The following is a 1,465-nucleotide window of genomic DNA, read 5'->3' on the forward strand; positions in this document are numbered from 1 at the left end:
CAGTGCCCAGTAGGCCTTCTTGAAACTTTTCGTGGTATGCATCCGATCAAGCCGTCGCGGTGAGCCTCGGTTGGCGCTTGAAGACGATCGGGGGTCGTGCCCGTCTCTGGCCTGGCGTCCCTGTGACCCGGCCTGGGGAGATACCCCGGCGTTTGGGGGCGCGTGCCGGTGTGCCGATCTGGCGAATAAGGTGCGCGAAGTCGCGCTGCACACGGGCGGGTGAGAGGCGGGAGTCGGCGAGCGGTTTGGGGAGGAAACGCTCCCAAGGTCTGGGCAGATCGCTGGCCAGCGGGGCGGCGAGCCATAACTGGACGTAGGCCAGGCAGACGAGCGGCCACCAGTGCTCTTCATGGGAGAGGTCGGGGGTTTGAAAGCGGTCGAGGAGCAGGTGGTTTTTGCCGAAGCGGAAGAAGTGCTCCAGATCGAAGCGTTGGCGGTAGGCCGGTTCAATCTGTTGCAGGGACAGTTCGGCGCGGCGTTGGCCCATCACGATCAGCCAGAGTGGGCGCTTGAAGAGCGCGCGCCCGGTCTGGGCGTCGAAGACACAACAGCGGACCACGTCGAAGGGGTGGTTCTGCATCGGGCTGTCACGATGTCCGCGCATCAACAGGTCGCTCCAGCGCTCCAGCGTGAGGCGAATGGCCCGTCCGGACGCCGTCTGATCGGGCCACTCGGCGCTCTGGGTCGGATTCCCCCAAGTCTCGGAGTCGGCTAGGCGAAAGGCCTCGCCATACCAGATCGGATGCCCGTGCGCCGACGGGGTCTGGGGTGGGGGGCGATAGTAGACGCGGTTGCCGGCGCTACGGGCGATCACGACATGATTGGAGAAGGCACTGAGCACATGCAGATACGCCGCGTGGCTGTAGTCGGAGTCGGCCACCTGCACGCTCAACGCCGCCCCATAGGGCTGGGCGGGATCGGCCAGCATGGCGCCCATCTGCGCGGCCGCCACAGCCGTGGCGGTGGTGTGGCTGGCCACGCGCTGCGCCTGGAGCGGCACGACCCACGGAGGATCGAGGCGGGAGCGTTGCGGCAACGCGGCCACCACCGAATAGCGATGCCCGACGGCAATCGGCTTGTTGCCCGGAGCCGGATTGGGCTGATAGACCACCCCACGATCGGCCAAGGTCGCGGCGAACGGGCGTGGATTCGGTGTGGTGTCCACCCCCAACAGCCAGAATGGACGCGCTGGCGAGGGCTCCGGGAGCTGTTCAGACACCAAGGCCGACAACCCCGTCGACGGGGACTGATCGCGCGTGATCGGCCCCGGCGTGAACGCCTCGATCGCGGCGTAGAGGCTGGTGTAATCGCGCTCGAAGGCCGGGTTCAAGCTCAGTTCGACCACCGAACGCGCCTGAGTGTTGGCGCACAGGCTATCGAGTAGATTGAGGCTGGCGTCACGGCGCGCGCCAAGGTGCTCGTAGAGGCGTTGGCGGAAACGCTGGAGCGATTCCAGGCTATCTTT

1 protein-coding gene is annotated in these 1,465 nt (G+C 66.3%); it reads right to left on the reverse strand.

The features are described from left to right. Positions 1 to 46 precede the first annotated feature (46 nt). A partial coding sequence (locus GJ668_RS19700) for a transposase (protein ID WP_155451778.1) occupies positions 47 to 1,465 on the reverse strand: 1,419 nt, incomplete at its 5' end.

Origin of the sequence: Allochromatium palmeri (genome assembly GCF_009720725.1) — a bacterium.
Classification (GTDB): Bacteria; Pseudomonadota; Gammaproteobacteria; order Chromatiales; family Chromatiaceae; genus Thermochromatium; species Thermochromatium palmeri.